Origin of the sequence: Celeribacter sp., from assembly GCF_048261515.1 — a bacterium.
Taxonomy (GTDB): Bacteria; Pseudomonadota; Alphaproteobacteria; order Rhodobacterales; family Rhodobacteraceae; genus Celeribacter.
Window position 1 is genome coordinate 325603 of the sequence record NZ_JBLXFZ010000002.1, and the last position, 20558, is coordinate 346160.

At 60.9% G+C, this 20558-nt stretch carries 20 protein-coding genes; 3 read left to right on the top strand and 17 right to left on the bottom strand.

The window, feature by feature from the left end; genetic code table 11:
• Positions 1 to 116 precede the first annotated feature (116 nt).
• From recG to ACN0SC_RS06440, 4 genes are all read right to left on the bottom strand, one after another.
• Positions 117 to 2210 (bottom strand): ATP-dependent DNA helicase RecG, encoded by a 2094-nt coding sequence (gene recG / locus ACN0SC_RS06425; protein WP_417248831.1) that lies wholly within the window; start codon positions 2208 to 2210, stop codon positions 117 to 119.
• On the bottom strand, positions 2207 to 4357 hold the full coding sequence (ligA, locus tag ACN0SC_RS06430) for an NAD-dependent DNA ligase LigA (protein WP_417248832.1): 2151 nt from the start codon (positions 4355 to 4357) through the stop codon (positions 2207 to 2209). The genes recG and ligA overlap by 4 nt, the downstream gene beginning before the upstream one ends.
• Before the next feature lie 209 nt (positions 4358 to 4566).
• On the bottom strand, positions 4567 to 5280 hold the full coding sequence (ctrA, locus tag ACN0SC_RS06435) for a response regulator transcription factor CtrA (protein ID WP_417248833.1): 714 nt from the start codon (positions 5278 to 5280) through the stop codon (positions 4567 to 4569).
• Between the two features lie 114 nt (positions 5281 to 5394).
• Positions 5395 to 5673 (bottom strand): DUF1153 domain-containing protein, encoded by a 279-nt coding sequence (locus ACN0SC_RS06440; RefSeq protein ID WP_417248834.1) that lies wholly within the window; start codon positions 5671 to 5673, stop codon positions 5395 to 5397.
• Positions 5674 to 5832: 159 nt separating this feature from the next.
• Between ACN0SC_RS06440 and mnmA the strand changes: the two genes are divergently transcribed.
• From mnmA to ACN0SC_RS06455, 3 genes are all read left to right on the top strand, one after another.
• A complete protein-coding gene (gene mnmA, locus ACN0SC_RS06445) occupies positions 5833 to 7017 on the top strand; it encodes a tRNA 2-thiouridine(34) synthase MnmA (RefSeq protein ID WP_417248835.1) in 1185 nt (394 codons plus the stop codon).
• Positions 7018 to 7154: 137 nt separating this feature from the next.
• Positions 7155 to 7421 (top strand): zinc ribbon domain-containing protein, encoded by a 267-nt coding sequence (locus ACN0SC_RS06450; RefSeq protein ID WP_417248836.1) that lies wholly within the window; start codon positions 7155 to 7157, stop codon positions 7419 to 7421.
• Positions 7422 to 7496: 75 nt separating this feature from the next.
• Positions 7497 to 7991 carry a DUF2059 domain-containing protein gene (locus tag ACN0SC_RS06455; protein ID WP_417248837.1) on the top strand — a complete coding sequence of 165 codons (495 nt, stop codon included), beginning with the start codon at positions 7497 to 7499 and terminating at the stop codon, positions 7989 to 7991.
• A 24-nt stretch (positions 7992 to 8015) separates the two neighbouring features.
• On the opposite strand, the gene lpxB is transcribed toward ACN0SC_RS06455, so the two are convergent.
• The 13 genes from lpxB to pyrH all read right to left on the bottom strand — a co-directional run bounded on the left by lpxB (position 8016) and on the right by pyrH (position 20454).
• The gene (gene lpxB / locus ACN0SC_RS06460; protein WP_417248838.1) at positions 8016 to 9176 is read right to left on the bottom strand and encodes a lipid-A-disaccharide synthase; all 1161 of its coding nucleotides are present in this window, start codon (positions 9174 to 9176) and stop codon (positions 8016 to 8018) included.
• Positions 9173 to 9967, bottom strand: coding sequence for an LpxI family protein (locus ACN0SC_RS06465; RefSeq protein WP_417248839.1), 795 nt, complete (start codon positions 9965 to 9967; stop codon positions 9173 to 9175). The genes lpxB and ACN0SC_RS06465 overlap by 4 nt, the downstream gene beginning before the upstream one ends.
• A gap of 10 nt (positions 9968 to 9977) precedes the next feature.
• Positions 9978 to 10775 carry an acyl-ACP--UDP-N-acetylglucosamine O-acyltransferase gene (lpxA, locus tag ACN0SC_RS06470; RefSeq protein WP_417248840.1) on the bottom strand — a complete coding sequence of 266 codons (798 nt, stop codon included), beginning with the start codon at positions 10773 to 10775 and terminating at the stop codon, positions 9978 to 9980.
• A 7-nt stretch (positions 10776 to 10782) separates the two neighbouring features.
• Positions 10783 to 11241, bottom strand: coding sequence for a 3-hydroxyacyl-ACP dehydratase FabZ (gene fabZ, locus ACN0SC_RS06475; protein WP_417248841.1), 459 nt, complete (start codon positions 11239 to 11241; stop codon positions 10783 to 10785).
• A 178-nt stretch (positions 11242 to 11419) separates the two neighbouring features.
• The gene (locus ACN0SC_RS06480; protein ID WP_417248842.1) at positions 11420 to 12151 is read right to left on the bottom strand and encodes an OmpH family outer membrane protein; all 732 of its coding nucleotides are present in this window, start codon (positions 12149 to 12151) and stop codon (positions 11420 to 11422) included.
• A gap of 38 nt (positions 12152 to 12189) precedes the next feature.
• The gene (gene bamA, locus ACN0SC_RS06485; protein ID WP_417248843.1) at positions 12190 to 14457 is read right to left on the bottom strand and encodes an outer membrane protein assembly factor BamA; all 2268 of its coding nucleotides are present in this window, start codon (positions 14455 to 14457) and stop codon (positions 12190 to 12192) included.
• A gap of 319 nt (positions 14458 to 14776) precedes the next feature.
• Positions 14777 to 14908 (bottom strand): hypothetical protein, encoded by a 132-nt coding sequence (locus ACN0SC_RS06490; protein WP_417248844.1) that lies wholly within the window; start codon positions 14906 to 14908, stop codon positions 14777 to 14779.
• A 138-nt stretch (positions 14909 to 15046) separates the two neighbouring features.
• Complete coding sequence (rseP, locus tag ACN0SC_RS06495) at positions 15047 to 16381, bottom strand: RIP metalloprotease RseP (RefSeq protein ID WP_417248845.1); 1335 nt, start codon at positions 16379 to 16381, stop codon at positions 15047 to 15049.
• A 51-nt stretch (positions 16382 to 16432) separates the two neighbouring features.
• Positions 16433 to 17608, bottom strand: coding sequence for a 1-deoxy-D-xylulose-5-phosphate reductoisomerase (gene dxr, locus ACN0SC_RS06500; protein WP_417248846.1), 1176 nt, complete (start codon positions 17606 to 17608; stop codon positions 16433 to 16435).
• A gap of 13 nt (positions 17609 to 17621) precedes the next feature.
• Positions 17622 to 18290, bottom strand: a complete 669-nt coding sequence (locus ACN0SC_RS06505; protein ID WP_417248847.1) for a phosphatidate cytidylyltransferase — start codon at positions 18288 to 18290, stop codon at positions 17622 to 17624.
• On the bottom strand, positions 18287 to 19003 hold the full coding sequence (gene uppS, locus ACN0SC_RS06510) for a polyprenyl diphosphate synthase (protein WP_417248848.1): 717 nt from the start codon (positions 19001 to 19003) through the stop codon (positions 18287 to 18289). Before uppS ends, ACN0SC_RS06505 begins: the two co-directional genes overlap by 4 nt.
• 72 nt (positions 19004 to 19075) lie before the next feature.
• A complete protein-coding gene (gene frr, locus ACN0SC_RS06515) occupies positions 19076 to 19639 on the bottom strand; it encodes a ribosome recycling factor (protein ID WP_417248849.1) in 564 nt (187 codons plus the stop codon).
• A gap of 77 nt (positions 19640 to 19716) precedes the next feature.
• The gene (pyrH, locus tag ACN0SC_RS06520; RefSeq protein WP_417248850.1) at positions 19717 to 20454 is read right to left on the bottom strand and encodes a UMP kinase; all 738 of its coding nucleotides are present in this window, start codon (positions 20452 to 20454) and stop codon (positions 19717 to 19719) included.
• Between the last annotated feature and the right edge of the window lie 104 nt (positions 20455 to 20558).

Below are 20558 nucleotides of genomic sequence, written 5' to 3' on the forward strand. Positions count from 1 at the left end.
TGTCTCTCCTATGCGTGTTCCTTTGTTGCCTATTTGTTCTCATGGGTGAGGGCAAAAGTAAAGAACTTTTTAAGAACATTTGCGAACACCGAAGACCGTCGCTGCGTGAATTTGAGTTAACCCACGGAAATCAAACGGAAAGCTTCATCCTTGCCCATCAGCCACAAAAACGTCCGGACGGCAGCCCCACGTTCTGATGTCAGATCGGGGTCACTGGCAAGGAGTGCCCGCGCATCACTTTGGGCCAAAGCCATGAGCGCCGATTGCCGTTCCAGATCCGCCACCCGAAACCGCGGGAGCCCCGATTGTGCCGTGCCTAGAACATCCCCCGCCCCGCGCATCATCAGGTCTTCTTCCGCAATACGGAACCCGTCTTCGCTATCCCGCAAGATTTCGAGCCTGCGGCGACCACTCTCGGTGAGCGGCGGTTGATAGAGCAGAAGGCAGGTCGAGGCGACATCCCCGCGCCCCACCCGTCCGCGCAATTGGTGAAGCTGCGCAAGGCCGAAATGCTCCGCGCGCTCGATCACCATGATCGAGGCATTGGGCACGTTGACGCCGACTTCGATGACGGTTGTCGCAACCAGCACCGCAATTTCACCAGAGGCAAAGCGCGCCATGGTGCGGTCCTTCTCTTCGGCGGCCATCTGTCCATGAACCAGCCCGACCACACCTTCACCAAGCGCCGCGCGCAACGCCTTGAACCGTGTCTCGGCGGAGACCAGATCCATGACCTCGCTCTCCTCGACCAGCGGACAAACCCAATAGGCCTGTCGCCCATCCTGCGTAGCGCGCCGAAGATGGGCGACCACCTCGTCGAGCCGCTCCACGGAGGAAAGCGCGGTCTTGATGGGCTGTCGTCCGGGTGGCTTTTCGTCAAGGATGGACACATCCATGTCACCGTAATGCGCCAACGACAGGGAACGCGGGATCGGGGTCGCGGTCATGACGAGCACATCCACCCCCTCGCCTTTTTGCGCCAGAGACATGCGCTGCGCGACCCCGAAACGGTGCTGTTCGTCGATAATGGCGAGGCGCAGATCGGCGAAGGTCACATCCTCCTGAAACACCGCATGGGTGCCCACAAGGATCTGGATATCGCCACGGGCAAGAGCGGCCAGTTTTGCCTTTCGGTCACGTCCTGTGTCGCGGCCCGTGAGGAGTTCGAGCACGACGCCCGCCTCCTCGGCAAAGGGGCGCAGCCCCTCAAGGTGTTGGCGTGCCAGAATTTCCGTAGGCGCCATCATCACGCCCTGCCCGCCTGCTTCGACCGCGATGAGCAGCGCCATCAGCGCCACGAGCGTCTTGCCCGATCCGACGTCCCCCATGAGCAGACGGTTCATGCGGTGCGTATCGGCCATATCCGCCTCAATCGCCTCGACCGCCCGCGTCTGGGCCTTGGTCGGCGCGTAAGGCAGAGCCCCCAACACCGTGCGCCTGAGCGCACCGTCGCCTACATTCACCGTGCCCTTCGCACGCCGCACCTTGGCGCGGGCGAGCGCAAGCGTGACCTGATGGGCGAATAATTCGTCGTAAGCCAGCCGTTGCCGCGCGGGTGCGGTAAGCGCGACCTCACTTTCGGAAATCGGCTCATGCGCCTGTTCAAGCGCCTTGGCAAAGCTGGGCCACCCTTCGCGTGCGCTCAGGTTGTGATCAATCCACTCAGGCAAATCTGGCACCTGTGATCGCGCGGCTTTGACAGCCTTGGCCATAAGTTTCTGCGTCACGCCCGCGGTGAGCGGATAGACGGGTTCGAATTTTGGCAACGTCCCCGCCTCGTCTGGCGGAAGGATGTGGTCGGGGTGCGGCATCTGCACCTGACCGTCGTAGAATTCGATCTTGCCCGAGACCAACCTCCGCGCCCCCTCGGGAAGCTGTTTGGCGATCCAGTCGGGTGCGCCGCGAAAGAACACGATCTGGAAGGCAAGCGCGCTGTCCTCCACCGTCACGCGATGTGGCAACCCTTTGCGCGAGGGTTTGCTGTGGTGCAGGACCGTCACCTCGACGGTCGCCACCTCGCCCGCCGCAACCCCCTGCACCGTATCGCGGCGGCGGCGGTCGATCACCGAATTGGGCAGCGTAAACAACAGGTCGCGCGGGCGCGTGACATTGAGCCCGCCAAGCGCCTTCGCCGTTTTCGGCCCGACGCCCGCCAAGGTCTCCAGCTGCGCGAAAAGCGGATTGAGGCTATCGGGACGACGCGCGCTCATTGGCCACCGATCAGATCAAGCCATGCGTCCTCGTCGATCACCTTGACGCCGAGGTCGGCCGCCTTCGTGGCCTTGGACCCCGCGCCAGGGCCTGCGACGAGAATATCGGTTTTGGCCGACACGGATCCCGACACTTTCGCGCCAAGCGCCTCGGCCCGCGCCTTGGCCTCCGCGCGGGTCATGCGTTCGAGCGTGCCCGTGAAAACAACGGTCTTGCCGCTCACAGGGCTGTCGGCGGCGGGACGGTCGGCGGGGCGTGGGGTGAGATGGGCGACGAGACGGTCAATGGAGGCGCGTTCGGCCTCTTGATGGAATGTGGTGACGAGCGAGGCCGCCATCACCGCGCCCACGCCATCAATCGACAAAAGCTCTTCCCAATCAGCGCCTTGGCCGATTTCCGCGCGGGTCATGGCCGCTTCAAATGCCTCCCATGTGCCGTAGTGCATTGCCAGCAGACCCGCCGAACTGTCGCCCACGTGACGGATGCCGAGGCCGAAGATCAGCTTGGCCAGCGGGATGTCGCGGCGCTCGTCGATGGCGTCGAAAAGGTTGGTGGCGGATTTCTCGCCCCAGCCTTCGCGGTTCTTGAGTTGCTGGAGGTTTCCGGGGCCGAAACTCTCTTTCAATTCAAAGATATCGGCAGGTTCCTTGATCCATCCGTCCTTGTAGAATTGCTCCGCCTGTTTCGCGCCCAGACCTTCGATATCGAAAGCCCCGCGCGACACCAAATGTTTCAGCTTTTCAACAGCTTGCGCGGGACAAATCATCCCGCCCGTGCAGCGGCGCACCGCATCGCCCTCTTCGCGCACCGCGTCCGATCCGCACTCGGGACAGGTTGTCGGAAATGCGTATGGCAAAGCGTCGGACTTGCGTCGGGCAAGATCGACATCCGCCACCTTCGGGATCACATCGCCCGCGCGGTAGACCTGCACCCAGTCGCCCACGCGAACGTCCTTGGCATTGCCCTGCGCATCAGGTCGGATCACCTCGCCTTTCGAGCCATAGCCCGCGATGTAATCCTCGTTGTGAAGTGTCGCGTTAGAGACAACGACGCCTCCGACGGTGACGGGTTCAAGTCGCGCGACGGGTGAAAGCGCACCCGTGCGCCCCACCTGAATGTCGATGCCCTCCAGCCGCGTCCATGCAAGCTCGGCGGGGAATTTATGCGCGATGGCCCAGCGAGGTGTGGTCGAGCGGAAGCCGAGCCGCGATTGCAGCGCGAGATCGTCCACCTTGTAGACCACCCCGTCGATGTCATAGCCAAGGCTCGCTCGCCCCTGTTCGATCTCGCGGTAATGGGCCACCATTTCCATAACCGTGGTCAGGCGTTTGGTCAGCGGGTTGGTGGAAAAGCCGAAAGCGGCAAGCCGTTCAATCGCGCCCATCTGCGTCTCGGCCAGAGGCGTGGACAGTTCACCCCAAGCATAGGCGAAGAATTTCAGCGGCCGCGCACGGGTGATCTCCGCATCAAGCTGGCGCAGCGATCCTGCGGCGGCGTTGCGCGGGTTGGCGAAAGTCTTGCCACCGCGCGCCTCGTGGCGCTCGTTGAGGGCAGCAAAATCGGCGTGGGACATATAGACCTCGCCGCGCACTTCGAGCACTTCGGGCGCACCCTCGATTTCGTGGGGAATGTCCTCAATGGTGCGGGCGTTGGCGGTTACATTCTCCCCAACCGCGCCATCCCCGCGCGTGGCGGCATGGACGAGTTTGCCGCTCTCGTAGCGCAGCGATAGGGAGAGCCCGTCGATCTTCGGTTCGGCGGTATAGGCCAGCGGGGCATCAGATGAGAGGCCTAGATATTTGCGGATACTGCGGTCAAATTCCACCACATCTTCGTCGTTAAAGGCATTGGCCAAAGACATCATCCGCACGGCATGGGTGATCTTGCCGAACCCCTCGGCGGGAGCTGCGCCCACTTGCTCGGAGGGGCTATCCGCGCGTTTGAGATGCGGAAAGCGCGCCTCGATTGCAGCGTTGCGGCGCTTGAGCGCGTCATAGGTCGCGTCGTCAATAACGGGGGCGTCGTCGGTATGATAGGCGGCATTGGCGCGTGCCAGTTCGCGCGCCAGCCGTTCCAGTTCGACGCGTGCCTCGGCCTCGTCGAGCGCGTCCACCGCGCGGGTTTGCGATGCTATGGCATCCGACATGTGACGTGTCCCCTCTGTGCGTCTTGCCCATAGGTTTAGGCAAGCGCGGGGGGAACGTCTAGCGCGAGATGCATCCCTCCAGAAACAGGAAGTGCCACCAACACCTTTGAGCGTTGATGGCGTGCGGCCGTGGCGTGATGTCGGAGGGGCATCACCGCGCCACGGCGGGAACACGCGGACGGGAACGGAGCACCCTGCCCGCGAGGGAATTACGCGCTGACAGCGATCTGTTGATCTATCTCGCTCGGCTCGGGATCGCGTAGGACATAGCCGCGCCCCCAAACGGTTTCGATGTAATTGTCGCCGTCAGTGGCATTGGCCAGCTTCTTGCGCAATTTACAGATAAACACGTCGATGATTTTCAACTCTGGCTCGTCCATGCCGCCGTAGAGGTGGTTGAGGAACATCTCTTTGGTCAGCGTCGTGCCTTTGCGCAGGGAGAGCAGTTCGAGCATTTGATACTCTTTACCCGTCAGATGCACCGCGCGGTCGTTAACGGAAACGGTCTTGGCATCGAGGTTCACCTCGATCTTGCCCGTCTTGATAATTGACTGCGAATGGCCTTTGGAGCGGCGGATAATGGCGTGGATACGCGCCACCAACTCCTCACGGTGGAAGGGTTTGGTGAGATAGTCGTCGGCACCGAAGCCGAAGCCCTTGATCTTGTTCTCCGTGTCATCGGCACCAGACAGAATCAGGATCGGCGTTTCAACCCGCGCGAGGCGCAACTGGCGCAGCACTTCGTGGCCATTCATATCGGGCAGCCCCAGATCGAGAAGGATCAGGTCGTAGTCATAGAGTTTGGCAAGGTCGATTCCCTCTTCGCCAAGATCGGTGGTGTAAACGTTGAGATTGGCGTGCGAGAGCATCATCTCGATGCTCTTGGATGTCGTGGGATCATCTTCAACCAACAGGATTCTCATAACAGCGGCTCTCCGAATTGTTTGTCCATCGTGCGTTGCAACACAGAATGGTCAAAAATGGTTAACTACACGTTACCAGATACGGAAATATCGCTTCAGTCAACCTGTGGTTGTTTAGGCCTGCCGAAATTTTTGAACTGATGTGGCCTTGAGCGCCGCTTCCCCATGATCGCGGATGGCGTTTTTCCACGACTGAAATTCCTCCTCCGAAAGACCATACATCCGAAGTGCTTCAGGCTCGGAAATCAGTCCGAAAACAACACCTTTGACCACAGCAGCCTTTCGCGATGCGACCCAGCGTCGGGTGTCCTTCGGGGGAAGGTCGGCGCGTGTCATAACGCTCCCGTCAGGCAGGGTTACAGCGCGCGGACCGTCAACTTTTTTCAGATACATGACCCTTCTCTCTACCGTTCTTGTTCAACCTCGTTCACAAGTGTTTTGATCGAAACCTCTTAATGGGCAGTGAAACCAGCCCTTGAGAGTGTGTAGGATTTTCCTATATTCCGCGGACATTCCTGAAAGTTTTCGTTCACCTCCGATAAGGAACGGTTCATGGCCCATGACGGCACGCCCATTGAAGGCACTCCAAACGACGGCACGGGCGGCACCGATCCGCTCAACTCCCTCGGCTTTGCCAAGCCGCCTAGCGAGACGCGCGTAGTTGTGGCCATGTCGGGCGGCGTGGACAGTTCCGTGGTCGCGGCCCAGCTGGCCGAAGAGGGCTATGACGTGGTGGGCGTGACGCTCCAGCTGTATGACCACGGCGCAGCGCTTTCCAAGAAGGGCGCATGTTGTGCAGGGCGTGACATTCACGATGCGCGGCGCGTGGCCGAAGAAATGGGGTTCCCGCATTATGTTCTCGACTACGAGAACGTGTTCAAGGATGCGGTGATTGACGAGTTTGCCGACAGCTATCTGGCGGGCGCCACACCCGTGCCCTGCATCCGCTGTAACGAGCGGGTGAAGTTCAAGGATCTGTTGGAAACCGCCAAGGATCTGGACGCCGATTGCATGGCGACGGGGCATTATATTCAACGCAAGATGGGCGCAAACGGGCCGGAGCTTCATTCGGCGGCGGATGCGAACCGTGACCAGAGCTATTTCCTGTTCTCGACCACGCCGGAGCAGCTTGACTACCTGCGCTTCCCGCTGGGGCATTTGCCGTCCAAGGACGCGACCCGTGCGCTGGCGGCGAAATACGGGCTGTCTGTGGCGGACAAGCCGGACAGTCAGGACATCTGTTTCGTGCCCAACGGCAATTATGCCTCCGTGATCGAGAAGCTGCGCCCCGGCGCGGCTGAACCGGGCGAGATCGTGGATCATAACGGTGTGGTGCGTGGCACGCATGAGGGCGTGATCCATTACACGATCGGACAGCGGCGCGGGCTTGGCATCGGGGGGCTCACGGAGCCGCTTTATGTGGTGAAGCTCGACGTGGACAATCGCCGCGTGATCGTCGGACCGAAAGAGATGCTGGCGACGCGGAGAATCCCCGTGCGGGAGATCAACTGGCTGGGTGACGAGCCGTTTACCTCACGCGAGGAATGGGGGCTGGACGTCAAGGTGCGCTCGACACGTCCGCCGCGTGAGGCGATCATCCGTCCGATTTCGGACACCGAGGCCGAAGTGGAACTGGTCGTGGCCGAGGAAGGCGTCTCACCAGGACAGGCTTGCGTCTTCTACGACCCCAACGGGTCGCGCATCTTTGGTGGCGGCTGGATCTGGCGCGGGTATTGAGTGCGCAAGGAACGGACAATGAAACGGCGCCTTTGGGCGTCGTTTTCTTTTGTGCAACTGAAAGGTTTGATCGGGCGCAAGGCAGGCGGGCAGCAGACGCGGCAGACTGAGGTCAGGTTAGACCACAGGAGGCTGCGATGATTCCCTGCCAGAGTTGCGGTATGCCGCTGACGCGCGATCCCAAGGGAGGTGGCACGGAGGCCAATGGGCTACGCTCCCTTAAATACTGTTCCTTTTGCTACGAGGACGGGGCCTTTACTCAGGACTTCGCATCGCCGCGCGAAATGCAGGCGTTTTGTATGCGGATGTTACGCGAGCAAGGCACATGGGCCCCTGTTGCGTGGCTTATGACCCGTGGCATCCCGCGCCTTGAACGGTGGAAGAAATCCGCCGCCTCCCGATAGGTCACGGGATCGGTTTGACAGCCCGTCCTGCCTCGGTCACGCTGTAAGCAGGTACGTGATTAAAAGGACAATTTGATGCAAAAATTTGCACATCGCTTTGCGGCAACCGCCCTCGCCCTGACCCTCTCCACGACATGCGCCCTGCCCGCATTTGCCGAGACCCGCGAAGAGCGTCTGTCGCTTGCGCAGGAGTATACGGCGATGGCGGTTGCGGATATGGATATCGAGGGAATCATCGCGCAGATGTATATCCCCATCCTGCCACAGATCGAGGCCTCTACAGGCACTGCGATCACCGATGAGCAACGCGCGAAAGTCCACACGCTTTACATGGACGAGATGTATGAGCCGATGCGCGAGATCATGTTGGCGCAGGCGGATGTGATGGTGGACATTTATACCTACGACGAGATCGAGGCGCTCTATAACTTCTACAAATCCGACCTTGGTCGCTCGGCCATGCTCAAGATGCCTGAACTCCTTGGCGCGCAGCAGCCGATGATTATGGAACTCGTACAGACAAGGATGCCAGGCATTATAGGCCAGCTTCAGGCGATCATCGAAGAATAACCGCGACCAAGAGTGCCATGCCGCTCACGCCAGACCGTCGAGGATCGCGCGGGCGGCCCGCACGCCCGGGTTCTCGCCACCGCGCCCCAATCGCGCCATTGTCAGATCGAGCGCCTCCGCCTGTGCGGCGGGGGTCTCCAATACGCGGGTGAGCGCGGGGGCGATATGGTCCGCCGTGCAGCGTGATCCGAGGAATTCGGGCACCGCGCGCATCTCGCTCACCAGATTGACCAGCGTCACCGTATCAATCAGCAATTTCCGCGAGACGATATACTGCGTGAGAAGGTTCATGCGGTAAGCAATGACCATGGGCGTGTCATTGGCGGCAAGCTCCAGAGAGACTGTGCCAGAGGCCGCAAGTGCGAGATCGGCCGCCTTAAACGCCGCGCGTTTGTCTTGCGCATTGCCTGCGGAGATCAGCACTGGCGGCGTGGACCAGCCCGCAGTCTGCGCTTCGACAAGGCTCTCCACCCCCTGCGCCATAGGAAGGACCACACGCATATCGGGATGGGCCGCTGCCGTATGAGCCACCGCCTGACCGAAGATCGGAGCAAGACGCTTGATCTCCCCCTGACGGCTTCCAGGCAGGACGAGCAGGATCGGAGCCTCGCCAATGTCGTGGCGGTCGCGGAAGGCGCGCACCTCCTCTGCGGAGGCAACAGGCTCCCCCGCGACGGGATGGCCCACGAAATCGCAGCGCAGCCCGTGCGCCTCGAAATAGGGCGGCTCGAACGGAAAGAGCGCCAAGACCTGATCGACACGCGCCGCCATCTTCTCCGCCCTCTCAGGCCGCCACGCCCAGACGGTCGGCGCGACATAGTGGCAGATTCGAATGTCGGAAGCGGCCTTCACAATATCGGCCACGCGCAGGCAGAAATCGGGGCTGTCGATGGTCAGCACCACATCAGGGCGCCAGTCGAGAATGGCGGCGGCCACTTCGCGAATACGGCGCTTGAGGTGGAAATATTTCGGCAGGATTTCGAGCAGGCCCATAAGGGACAATTCACCCATCGGGAACTGGCTCTCCAGCCCCTGCTCCGTCATGGCCGTACCGCCGACGCCGCGAAATTCGATGGAGGTATAGCCGCGCGCGGAAGCCTCTTGTTTCAAGCCGCGCATTGCCGCCGCACCAAGGCGGTCGCCCGACGCCTCGCCCGCGATGACAAAGACCTTGAGCGCGCTCATTGCGCAATCAGGAACAGACCCGCCTCCTCGATCCGCGCCTTGACCTTGGCACGGTCCAGCACGATCACCGTATCGGCAGCGATGGCGATACCACCCAAACCTGCGGCGATGACTTCCTCCACCGTGTCGGGGCCAATGGTCGGCATATCGATGCGCAACTCCTGTCCCGACTTGGGGGCTTTCACGAAAACACCCGCCGCACGGCGCAGGTGTTTAGGGGTCTGCGCGACGAAAGCGAGCATCGCCCTTGTGCCTTGCAGGGTCTCGATGCCGAGCATCTGACCACCTACAGCAACCGCGCCCTGCCCGACATCGAGCGGCGAGAGCGCGTTAAGCACCTCGCTGGCGCGGGCAATGTCGGCGCGAGCGTCCTTGTTTGGTGCGCGACCCCAGATGGTGCCCGCAGCCAGCACCAGATCCGGCACGATCTCGGCGGCACCACGCACGGTAAAGCCCTGACGCTCGAAAAGCGCGATGACCTCGCGCAGCACGCCATCATCGCCACGGCCCAGAGCCTTGACCAGTTTGAGAGCATGGGTGTCGAGCATAACGGGATTGACCTTGGGACGCGCCATCGCACCCGCGAAACAGACCTCGGTGACGCCCAAACCTTTGAGAGCTTTGAACAAACGGCCAAGTTTCTCGATCCGCGCGGGGCATGGTTCGGCCCCGTCAGGCAGGCTTTGATCGCCGCTCATGTCGGAAAAGGTCACGAATACCGGCGCATCAAGCTGCGCGGCCAGAACATTTGGCAACTGTCCCGATCCAGCAATGATCGCGGTGCGTGTCATGGCGCGCGCCCTATTTCGGCGTCAGAAAACCACGGTCGCTTTCGCCCATGACGAAGGCCACCATGGCGCGCACGTAGTCGCTGTCGAAATCATCAACAAGACGGGAGGCACGATCCTTGAACGAGCCTTCGCCCTGTTTGAGCATCTGGAAAGCGGCGCGTAACTGGTTGATCTCGTTGCGGTCAACGCCGCGCCGTTTGAGCCCGACGAGGTTGAGCCCGTCCAATTCGGCCCGCGGCCCCTGCACCAGCGCGTGCGGCAGCACGTCCGCCGTAACCATCGACAACGCGCCGATGATCGCACCCTTGCCGATGCGCACGAATTGGTGGATACCCGAAAGCCCGCCCACGATCACATCATCCTCAAGGATACAGTGCCCCGCCACGGCAACGGAGTTGACGAGGATGACACGATCCCCGATCTGCACGTCATGGGCGACGTGGCATGAGGACATGAACAGCCCGTCATCGCCGATGCGCGTTACACCGCCACCGCCCTCGGTGCCCGTGTTCATCGTCACATACTCGCGGATGCGGTTGCGTTTGCCGATGATGAGGCGGGTTTCCTCGCCCTTGAACTTCAAGTCCTGCGGGATTTCCCCGATGGAGGCGAATTGATAGATCGTCGACCCCTCGCCGACCTCGGTCAGACCTTTGACGACGACATGGCTTTTGAGCACCACATCCTTGCACAGACGCACGCCCGCGCCGACCAGACAGAAAGGCCCGACCGTCACGCCCGCGTCGATGGTCGCGCCGTCTTCGATCACCGCAGAGGGGTGAATATCGGCGCTTGGATGAATGCTCATGGGTGGATCACTCCTTGGGTAGGTCCATCATCGCCGTAAACTCGGCGGAGCAGGCCAGTTCGCCATCAACCTCGGCGCGGCCCTCGAATTTCCACACCTTGCCGCCGCCGCGTTTGGTGGTGATGTGAAGTTCCAGCACATCACCCGGCACGACCTTGCGGCGGAATTTACAGACGTCGATCCCCATGAAATAGACCAGAAAATTCTTGTCGGCCAGTTCTTGCTCGACACCGACCATCACGGCGGCGGTCTGAGCCATGGCCTCGACAATCGTCACACCGGGCATGATCGGCGTGCCAGGGAAATGGCCCGTGAAATGCGGCTCGTTAAAGGTCACATTCTTGATCCCCTTGCAGCTCTCCGCGCCGTTGATGTCCACCACCTTGTCGACAAGCAGAAACGGGTAGCGGTGCGGAATGATGCGTTGGATCAGGCCGATATCGGCGGATTTAAGGTTTTCGCTCATGGTCGACGTCCCTTTATCTTTCACTGGCGGTCCGCGCCGCCTTTGGTTTTGCTCCGACGTCCCCATGTACCCGCCTGAAATCGCGGGCACATCGCCGTGGCGTTTTACCTATCAGTCAGCGCGGGGGGCTGACAAGAAGCACCGCACGCCCTGCCCTACGTGGGCGGCACATTAATTTTCAATCTTGCGATTGTGTGGTGGTGTCAGGTGCCTCTGTGTCGGATTGCGACGTAGGCTCGACCTCATCATCCGTGCCCTCACCATCCGCGTCTTGGATGCTCGCAAGGCGATCAAGGCGGCGAATGACTTCGGCGGAAATGTCGATGGAGCCCGAGAGCAGATAGACCTGTTGGCGCTCCAGCACGATCACCGCGCGCAATTCGCGGGCAACGGAGGCCAGCGCGGCGTTCATCAGCGTCTCAAGCTCGGCAATGCCCTCGTCATAGGCGGCCTGCACCTGCGCGGCTTTGCGGTCCTGCTCGGCGCGCACATCGGTCACTTTCTGGTCGAAGGCATCGGCCTTGGCGCGAAACGCCCCTTCGCTCAGCGTCAGACGTTCCTCGGCAAGCGCGCGCTCCTCGGCTTCCAAAGCATCGGAAATCGCGTTGTTCTCGGCAAGGATATCATTGCGCAGCGCCTCGATCTCGGCCTCAAGCGCCTGACCTGCCGCGCTGTCGGACAGCACCCGTGCACGATCAAAGACAACGACAGGTAGTTGCTGCACGGGGTTTCTGGTCTCACCAGTCGCGACCTCGGATAGCCCCTGTTCGTCGCTTGAAATGGATTGTTCGGCAGCCGCCTCTTCCGCACCATCCTGCGCCACGGCCCCGACGCTCCCAAGCGCCACGACCGCGATCAGGGACACAACCGCGACCCCGCGCGCAAGCAAGAGAGCACGGGTGCCGCTCATGCGGCCTCCCGTCCCGTTCTTACGCAGTCGCGCAGACATCAGAATTCCGTCGAAATGGTCAGGTCGAAGGTCTGCTCAATGTCGTAGGTTTCCTTGTTCAACGCCTTGGAGAAGTTGAAGCGGAGCGGCCCGATGGGTGTGGTCCAGAAGATCGACGCGCCCGCGACGGTGCGCCAGTAAAGGTCGTCGTCGATCCCTACGGCGTTATCGAGGCCCCAGACGGCACCGTGGTCAAGGAATAGGCCGCCCTTGATGCCGTATTCTTCAGGCAGGCCAAGCGGGAACTGCGCTTCGACACGGGCAACGGCGTATTTGTTGCCGCCCAGTGCAGTCGTGCCTTCGCGAGGCCCGATCCCACCAGGTTCAAAGCCGCGAATGATATCCGAAGAGTTGAAGAAGCGGTCGGTGACCCGCGTGCCACTGTCAGAGCTGATCAGCCCCCCCTCAATCGTCGCGAGAAGGGTCACATCGTCGTTGAAAATTTTCTTGGAAGCCGTGATCTCGGCGGAGGTGCGCACGAAATCAACGTCGCCACCCACGGTGTAATCCTGTCCAAAGCGCAGGGCATAGTGGTAGTCGGCGTCGATGTTATTGCGGCGCGAGTCAAAGCTGAGCGAGTAACCTAGGGTCTGCGTGCGCTGCCAACCCGCAGCAATATCAGAGGAGATAAAGGAAGGCGCGCCGCCCTCATCACGAATTTCCGACCATTCGGCACGCGCGTCGAGACGCAGTCTCGTCCGTTGCGACAGCGGGAAGGTCAGGCTCGGTTCGATATAGGCAGCACGTTCGGAATGAAGCGCATAGGACGGTTGGCTCGTGGCAATCCCCATCCCGAAGCCAAAGGCCACATCACGGCCAAGGAAAGCAGGCTCGATGAAGTTGAAGCGCAGAGTGCCATCGTCAAGCTGGGTCGTCAGATCAAAGGCCAGCGTTTGCCCTCGACCAAGGAAGTTGCGCTCGGAGAAGGAGGCCAAAAGGTTCGCACCCTCGGACACCGAGTAGTTGGCACCGAAGGAGAACGAGCCTGTTGGAGCCTCTTCCACATCCACGTCGATCACAACGCGGTCAGACGACGAACCTTCGCGGGCATCGACATTGGCGTTGGAGAAATAGCCGAGCGCACGGATGCGGCTGGCGGCTTCGCGGATTTCACGCGGGTTGAAGGGGTCGCCTTCCACAACGCGGAACTGGTTGCGCACAACGCGGTCGAGCGTTGTCTTGTTGCCCTCGATGTCGATGCGCTCGACAAAGACGCGCGGCCCGCGGACAAGCACGAATTCGAGATCAAGCTCAAGGTCGCGGTTGTTGCGCGTGATGCGCGGCTCGACCCGCAGGAAATCAATCCCCTTGCGCGTGGCGAGCGCCTCCATCCGTGAGATGACGTTCTCGATCGCAACGGGGTTGTAGGTCTGACCCTTGCGGATGTTCACGAGTTTACCGAATTCGGCCTGATCGGCCTCGGAAATCTCCGAGGTGACGCGCACGTTACCGAAGTCGTAGCTCTGACCTTCCTGCACCGAGAAGGTCACGAAATGCGCGTTGCGCTCACGCGAGAACTCGGCGGAGACGTTAAGCACGGAGAAATCGATATAACCGCGCGAATTATAGAAGTCGGTCAGAACCTGACGGTCAAAATCAATGCGGTCGGGGTTATAGGTGTCCGCGCCCACGATGAAGCGCAAAAGCCCCGCCTGTTTGGTTTCCAGAACACGGCGCAGACGCGCATCAGAGAAGGACCGGTTGCCGACGAAGGAGACACGTTCGATCTCCACGCCCTTGCCCTCGGTCACTTGGTAGACCACGTCAACGCGGTTGCCCGAGCGGCGGATGATCTGCGGCGTGACGGTCGCGACCAGTTGCCCCTTGGCGGCATAGGCTTCGGCTATGGCGGCGGCGTCCTGTTCGGCCACGGAGGGCGAGAAGACGCGGCGCGGCGCGGTGCGCACGAGCGCGGCGAGTTGGTCATCCTTGAGGACGCGGTTGCCCTCGAAATTCACACGGCTGACGAAGGGGAATTCGCTGACCTTGATGACAAGGCGGCTGCCCTGCGGAATCATTTCCACGCTCTCGAAAAGGCCAGAGGCGACAACCGCCTGATACCCGTCGTTGAGCTGCGCAGCCGAGATCCGTTCGCCGCGTTTGATTCCCGCGTAAGACAGGATCGTATCCGCCGAAACGCGCTCGTTACCTTCCACGCTGACAGAGGAGAAAGCGTAGGATTGTGCGTAGGCAGCCTGTGGATAGGCTACATAAGCTGTTGAGATCGTTGCGAATGCTGCAAACGACAGCGCAAAAACGCGGGCCATCCCCCCACTTTTGCGTCGTTGAAAACCGCCGGTCGGATATACCATAAGTGCTCTTTCAAATTCCCCAAGTTCAATAATGGAAGTAACGACTGTGCCATGTCTTGTCAAAGGGATGCGTTGCGAACCTGCGGGATGGGCATATGTAGTAGTCCCACATGGGTTGGATGGGCCACAGGTGGACGGGGTGATTGGGCGCTATGTGCGGCTGCGCCCTCATTGGCACGCCAAGACTTTGCACGGCACCAAATACGAAAAGGCCCCCGTGCGGGGGCCATTGGATTTGGTGTGATATGGACGGCCTCTTTGACCGCCGTGATCTTTAGAGGAAGATCTGGCCGAAGAACGACCCAGCCACCAGAGCGACCGCAATCGTCGCGCCGTAGAGGATACGGTCCCAGTTGAGGTCGGCCAGTTCAGCCAGACCCTGATAGCTTGCACGAATTACGGCCATGTCCCACCTCGTTCCGCTTAACATTCACATCCACGATCGACACCCCATTAGGGGCGCACAACCGCCTCACAAGATGAACACTAAACAGTGAATGTGGCGACATTTTGGCGTGGTAGGCGCGCCAACGCGCGCCTTGGCCTATTTACACAGGAAATCTGCCGCCAGACCGAAGAGCATGAAGCTCATGATCACGGCCAGACCGATGGTCATCATCACACCCACAGCACGATCCGGCAACGGTTTGCCGCGCACAGCCTCGTAGGCGTAGAACACGAGGTGGCCGCCGTCGAGCACGGGGATCGGGAAAAGGTTGATCAACCCGATGGCCGTAGAGATCACCGCGATGATCTCGATGTAGCGGTCGATACCCTGCGAGGCCATGGTGGTCACAGCGCCCGCCATGCCGACCGCGCCCGAAAGGTTACAGGTCGAGATCGTACCGACGATCATGTTGTAAAGCCCCGCGAGCGATTGCGTGATGACGCTCCAGACACCCTGCACCCCGATGCTGAGCGCCTCACCGATCCCAACCGGCTCGGTCGCCACGTTGAAGAGCAGACCGCCGACAATACCGATCAGCCAACGGGTCTCATATCCTCCGTCCACCAAGGGAATATCGCGGCGGCGCGGGGTCAATTCGGTCTCGAAACTCTCGCCATCGCGCCAGACGGTCAGCGTGATCGCCGCGCCATCGCTCTGCTCCACCACCTCTTGCAGATCGTAGAAGGTCGGCAGCGCCTCACCATCGGCATGGGTAATCACGTCACCACCCTGAAGGCGCGCGTCACGGGCGGCAGATTTGGGAGAGACCGTATCGACAATCACAGGCATCGGATGAGGCGCGGTCACGGTGATTTCCTGACCGTCGCGCTCGACGAGGTAGTCCACCATTCCCGTGCGCGGAAGGGTCTCGACAAAGCCCATCCGTTCGCCCTCCTCGGTCAGCGGCACGCCGCCGATGGCAAGGATCGTGTCGCCCTCTTGCAAGGCAACCTCATAAGGAACGGATTTCACACTGGCGATCTCAAGATCGGCCTTGGCCTGACCGAACCACAGGACCATGCCTGCAAAGACCAGCGCGGAGAAGATGAAGTTGAACATCGGACCCGCCGCCACCGTCAGCGTGCGCGCCCAAAGCGGGGCGCCTGGCATGGTGTGGCGCGCCTCTTCGGGCGCCAGCCCTTCGACAGCATGGGCATCGGGTGCGGAGGCAGCATTGGCATCGCCTGCGAATTTCACGTAACCGCCCAAAGGGATCGCCGCGACCTGCCACAATGTGCCGTGCTTGTCAGTCCGCTGGTAGAGCGGCTTGCCAAACCCCAAAGAGAAGACATCCGCCTTGATCCCGCACCAGCGTCCGACGATGTAATGGCCGTATTCGTGGACGGTAACGATCACCGAGAGCGCCAAAATGACCACAACAGTGCCAAAAAGCCCGGAGCCAAAGCTCGAAGTTAGGGCGGAAAAATCCATTGGTGCGTGTCTCCTTGGGTGGACGGTTTAGGCCCGCCAGTTTGGTTCGGTTCAGGCGCGGCTCAGGCGGGCGGCGTGGGCGCGGGCGCGGGCGCGAGCCTCCGTGTCCGCAAGACCTACCGTATCTATGGTTAATGCGGCATTTCCAAGACCCTGATCCGATGACATTTCAGTCATCACCGCTTCAACGATCCGCGCCATGTCGAGAAAACCGATCTCCTCGGCCATGAAGGCATCGAGTGCAGCCTCTTTCGCGGCGTTGAACACAGCTCCCGCCAAACCGCCGATCTCCATCACCTCACGTGCAAGGCGCAGAGCGGGGAAACGGTCGGGATCTGGAGCCTCGAAATGCAGCGTGCCGAGTTTGGCGAGGTCGAGGCGGTCCACGGGCAGATCGCGCCGCTCGGGCCAGTGCAGCGCGTAGCCGATTGCGTGGCGCATGTCGGGCACACCCAGATGCGCCATCAGCGCCCCGTCACGAAAACCGACCAGCGCATGAACGGTTGATCCGGGATGGACGAGGACTTCAATCTGATCTGGCGAAAACCCGAAATACTCATGGGTTTCAATAAGTTCGAGCGCCTTATTAAACATTGACGCGCTGTCGATGGTGATCCGCGCGCCCATGTCCCATGAAGGGTGTTTGAGCGCCTGTGCCAGCGTTGCGCCTTCGAGTTGCTCATGCGTCCATGTGCGGAACGGCCCGCCCGATGCGGTGATGATGACCCGCTCGACCTCCGCACGTTCCTCACCTACCAGCGCCTGAAACACCGCCGAATGTTCGCTGTCCACGGGCAGGATGCGCGCACCATGCGACTGCGCCTCGCTCATCAGAAGCGGCCCCGCGGTGACAAGACTTTCCTTATTGGCCAGCGCCAGCGTGGTGCCCTGTTTGAGCGCCTGTAGACCAGGGGCGAGCCCTGCGGCGCCGACGATGGCGGACATGATCCAGTCGGCGGGCATCTGCGCCGCTTCCAGAAGCGCGTGCGCCCCCGCAGCAGCCTTAACACCCGAACCACCAAGCGCGTCACGCAGCGCGCCGAGCTTCTCCTCATGGGCGGTTACGGCGATATCCGCGCCCAACTCGATGGCATCGCGGGCCAGCAGAGCGACATTTGCTCCGCCCGTAAGCGCAACAACGTCATAGGCTTCCCTGTCGCGACGGATCAGGTCGATGGTGGACTGACCGATGGACCCCGTTGCGCCGAATATAGAAATCTTGCGCATATCCCCTCCCCGCCTAGCCAAACAACACGAAGGGCATCAGTACCGCCGAAACCGCCAAAAGCGCGTCGAAACGGTCCAGCACGCCGCCATGTCCGGGGATCAGGTTGGAGCTGTCTTTCACACCCATGCGCCGCTTGAGCGCGCTTTCGATGATGTCGCCCATCTGCGACAGGAAGGACAGGGACGCGGCACCGAGAACGGCCAGAACGAGCGGGCCTGTAAAGGCTTCCGTGGTAAAGACAATCGCACCGAGGATCGCGGCGCCAAGCCAGCCACCGAGAATGCCCGACCATGTTTTCTTGGGGCTGATCGAGGGCCAGAATTTCGGCCCGCCCACCAAGCGCCCGACGAAATAGCCCATGGTGTCGGTAACAACGACAAGCGCCACAACGGCCAAAACACCGCCCTCGCCATAGCGAAACCGCAATGCGACAAGGCCAAGTGCGCCAAGGCAGATCATAAAGGCATAGAGCGACAGGCCAAAGAAATCCGCGAAGGAAAACACGCCCGTGGCCGATTTCTTCCGCCCCATTGAAATGAGTTCAAACACACCAACGGCCAGCACGATCCCGATCAGGAGAAGGAAGGGATCGGGGCCCGCGTAAAGCGCCCCGAGCCCCACGCCGATCATAGCGATGGCCGAAAGCACACGGACCCGCAGATCACTCCACGCCGCGCTCATGCCTTAACCGCTCCGAAACGGCGGTCCCGCACAGCGTAGCGTTCGATACAGGAGGCAAAAACATCCGAGGTGAAATCGGGCCAGAGCGTGTCGATAAACTCGTATTCCGAATAGGCCGATTGCCACAGAAGGAAATTGGAAATCCGCGCCTCGCCGCTTGTGCGGATCACCAGATCGGGATCGGGCAAGAGGCGCGTGTCGAGGTAACGGGTCAGCGTGGTCTCATCGACGGTATCGGGGTCGAGATTACCCGCAGCTACATCGAGCGCCATTTCCTTGACCGCGCGGGCCACCTCGTCGCGGCCTCCGTAGTTGAGCGCGATGGTCAGGTGGGTGGTCTCGTTGTGGACGGTCTCGGCTTCAAGCTCGTCCATCAGGGCGGCCAGTTTGCGATCAAGACGCACGCGGTCCCCGATGAAGCGAACCCGCACGCCCTCGCGGATCAGCGCCTTCATCTCGGCACGGATATAGGTGCGGAACAGCGACATCAGCCCCGCGACCTCCGACTGGGTCCGTTTCCAGTTCTCGGTCGAAAATCCGAAGATTGTCAGATACTTGACGCCATGGTCAGGACAGGCGCGAACGATCTCCTTGACCCGTTTCGCGCCCGCATGATGGCCGAACAGACGCGGTTTGCCCTGCGCCTGTGCCCAACGGCCATTGCCATCCATAATGATGGCGACATGTTTCGGGCCTTGCGTGTTGTCCACCACAGCCACTGGTCCTTTCCGTTCCGCCAAATACCGTCAGGCGGGTTCACTCACACACCACTCAGCCAGAAACACTCAGACCTGCATGATCTCTTCTTGCTTCTGTTCGAGCATATCGTCGACTTTTTTGATGTGCGTATCGGTCAGGTCCTGCACTTCGGATTCCCAGAATTTCTGGTCGTCCTCGGACATGCCGTCGCCCTTGGCCTTCTTGATCTGCTGCATCCCGTCCTGACGCACGTTGCGGATCGCAACGCGGGCGTGTTCGGCATAGCCGCCCGCCACTTTGGTCAGTTCGCGGCGGCGCTCCTCGTTGAGTTCGGGGATCGGCAGCATGATGATCGTGCCGTTAAGCTGCGGGTTGATGCCAAGGCCGCTTTCGCGGATGGCCTTCTCGACCTTGCCGACAAGCCCCTTGTCCCACACGTTGATCGTCACCATGCGCGGCTCAGGCACGTTCACCGTGCCGACCTGGTTGATCGGGGTCATCTGGCCATAGGCGTCCACCTGAACAGGCTCCAGCATCGACGCGGAGGCACGGCCTGTGCGCAGGGATGCAAATTCGGTGCGCAGATTGGCCAGCGCACCATCCATACGGCGGCTCAGATCGCCAGTGTCGAGTTCGAAATCTTCGGACATGCCCTTTTCCTTCTCCTGTGCGCTCGGGGTCTTGTGACCTGCCCCGCTCGCGCGTCTTTTGCAAGCGTTCTACGCGGTTAGCTCACGGTTGTATAGGTGCCCTTGCCGGCCATGATCTCGCGGAAACCGCCTTCGGCATCCAGCGGGAAGACAATCAGCGGCAGGTTGTTGTCACGCGCCAACGCAATCGCGGAGGCATCCATGACCTTGAGGTTCTTGGTCAGAACCTCGGTATAGGAAATCTTGTCGTAGCGTTTGGCGTCGGGGTTCGTTTTCGGGTCTTTGTCGTAAACACCATCGACCCCGTTCTTGCCCATGAAGATCGCTTCGCAGTTCATCTCATTGGCACGCAGCGTGGCTGCCGTGTCGGTGGTGAAGTAAGGGTTGCCCGTGCCCGCGGCAAAGATACAGATCCGCTTTTTCTCGAGGTGACGCACGGCGCGGCGGCGAATGTAGGGTTCGGCCACCTCGTTCATCGTGATCGCCGAAATCACCCGTGTATGAAGACCAAGGCCCTCAAGCGCGGCCTGCATTCCGAGCGCGTTCATCACCGTGGCGAGCATCCCCATGTAGTCAGCCGTGGTCCGCTCCATCCCCTGCGCCGAGCCTTGCAGCCCGCGGAAGATGTTGCCGCCGCCGATCACCATGCAGATCTCGACGCCCATATCATGCACCGACTTGACCTCGCGCGCGATGCGCTCGACCGTCGGCGGATGCAGGCCAAATCCCTGATCGCCCATCAGCGCCTCGCCCGAAATTTTCAACAGCACACGTTTATATTTCGTGGAAGGTTTGTCCTGTTCCGCGTCCGCCATCGGTGTCCCCGCCTTGCATGTCTGAAATTGGACGCCAAAATGGGGCAAAAGCGGCGGAGGATCAATGCGCGACGTGGGAAAATTTATCATCGGAGCAATCGCGC

Bases quoted from the DNA above. Each gene is read 5' to 3' on its own strand.
- ACN0SC_RS06480 (WP_417248842.1), bottom strand. From the start codon at position 12,151: ATGAGCGGCACCCGTGCTCTCTTGCTTGCGCGCGGGGTCGCGGTTGTG.
- ctrA (WP_417248833.1), bottom strand. From the start codon at position 5,280: ATGAGAATCCTGTTGGTTGAAGATGATCCCACGACATCCAAGAGCATC.
- pyrH (WP_417248850.1), bottom strand. From the start codon at position 20,454: ATGGCGGACGCGGAACAGGACAAACCTTCCACGAAATATAAACGTGTG.
- ligA (WP_417248832.1), bottom strand. From the start codon at position 4,357: ATGTCGGATGCCATAGCATCGCAAACCCGCGCGGTGGACGCGCTCGAC.
- rseP (WP_417248845.1), bottom strand. From the start codon at position 16,381: ATGGATTTTTCCGCCCTAACTTCGAGCTTTGGCTCCGGGCTTTTTGGC.
- frr (WP_417248849.1), bottom strand. From the start codon at position 19,639: ATGTCCGAAGATTTCGAACTCGACACTGGCGATCTGAGCCGCCGTATG.
- lpxB (WP_417248838.1), bottom strand. From the start codon at position 9,176: ATGAGCGCGCTCAAGGTCTTTGTCATCGCGGGCGAGGCGTCGGGCGAC.
- dxr (WP_417248846.1), bottom strand. From the start codon at position 17,608: ATGCGCAAGATTTCTATATTCGGCGCAACGGGGTCCATCGGTCAGTCC.
- ACN0SC_RS06465 (WP_417248839.1), bottom strand. From the start codon at position 9,967: ATGACACGCACCGCGATCATTGCTGGATCGGGACAGTTGCCAAATGTT.
- lpxA (WP_417248840.1), bottom strand. From the start codon at position 10,775: ATGAGCATTCATCCAAGCGCCGATATTCACCCCTCTGCGGTGATCGAA.
- ACN0SC_RS06505 (WP_417248847.1), bottom strand. From the start codon at position 18,290: ATGAGCGCGGCGTGGAGTGATCTGCGGGTCCGTGTGCTTTCGGCCATC.
- ACN0SC_RS06455 (WP_417248837.1), top strand. From the start codon at position 7,497: ATGCAAAAATTTGCACATCGCTTTGCGGCAACCGCCCTCGCCCTGACC.
- ACN0SC_RS06490 (WP_417248844.1), bottom strand. From the start codon at position 14,908: ATGGCCGTAATTCGTGCAAGCTATCAGGGTCTGGCTGAACTGGCCGAC.
- recG (WP_417248831.1), bottom strand. From the start codon at position 2,210: ATGAGCGCGCGTCGTCCCGATAGCCTCAATCCGCTTTTCGCGCAGCTG.
- bamA (WP_417248843.1), bottom strand. From the start codon at position 14,457: ATGGCCCGCGTTTTTGCGCTGTCGTTTGCAGCATTCGCAACGATCTCA.
- mnmA (WP_417248835.1), top strand. From the start codon at position 5,833: ATGGCCCATGACGGCACGCCCATTGAAGGCACTCCAAACGACGGCACG.
- fabZ (WP_417248841.1), bottom strand. From the start codon at position 11,241: ATGAGCGAAAACCTTAAATCCGCCGATATCGGCCTGATCCAACGCATC.
- ACN0SC_RS06450 (WP_417248836.1), top strand. From the start codon at position 7,155: ATGATTCCCTGCCAGAGTTGCGGTATGCCGCTGACGCGCGATCCCAAG.
- ACN0SC_RS06440 (WP_417248834.1), bottom strand. From the start codon at position 5,673: ATGTATCTGAAAAAAGTTGACGGTCCGCGCGCTGTAACCCTGCCTGAC.